The 529-nt window shown below is 61.1% G+C and carries 1 protein-coding gene; it reads right to left on the bottom strand.

Going from position 1 to position 529, the window contains the following annotated elements; translation table 11 throughout:
• The coding region (locus tag OW493_RS17190) for a VCBS domain-containing protein (RefSeq protein ID WP_289864994.1) at nt 1-529 on the bottom strand (529 nt) is incomplete at both ends.

The following is a 529-nucleotide window of genomic DNA, read 5'->3' as shown; positions in this document are numbered from 1 at the left end:
TGACGACCACGGTGTAATCCAACACCAGGCTCTCGCCCACTGCGAGGTGATCGAACGCCTCGCCTTCGACGCTGGAACTATCGAAGGCCCAGTTCAGCGTGCCGTCGTTACTGACGCCATCGATGATCGCGTCGGCATCGACGGAGAGCATGCTCAGCAGCTGATCGTTGCTCAAGCCATCAGTGTCACCGGTGGCGGTCACGGCGGTGACGCTCGGCGTGACGTCGTCAGTGGTATCCAAATCGCTGACGGAGAGCGTACCGGCGGTGGTCAGGGTGTCATCCGTCTCGGTCAGCGACTCGCTCGCACTGTCGTCGCCTTCAATGGCAATGACCGGCGCATCGTTGCTGCCATTGATGGTGATGCTGACGACCTGCTCCGCGGTCACACCCTGGCTGTCGGTGACGACCACGGTGTAATCCAACACCAGGCTCTCGCCCACTGCGAGGTGATCGAACGCCTCGCCTTCGACGCTGGAACTATCGAAGGTCCAGTTCAGCGTGCCGTCGTTACTGACGCCATCGATGAT

Source organism: Cobetia sp. 14N.309.X.WAT.E.A4 (genome assembly GCF_030397495.1).
Lineage (GTDB): Bacteria > Pseudomonadota > Gammaproteobacteria > Pseudomonadales > Halomonadaceae > Cobetia > Cobetia marina.
This window is presented reverse-complemented; position numbering and strand designations above follow the sequence as displayed.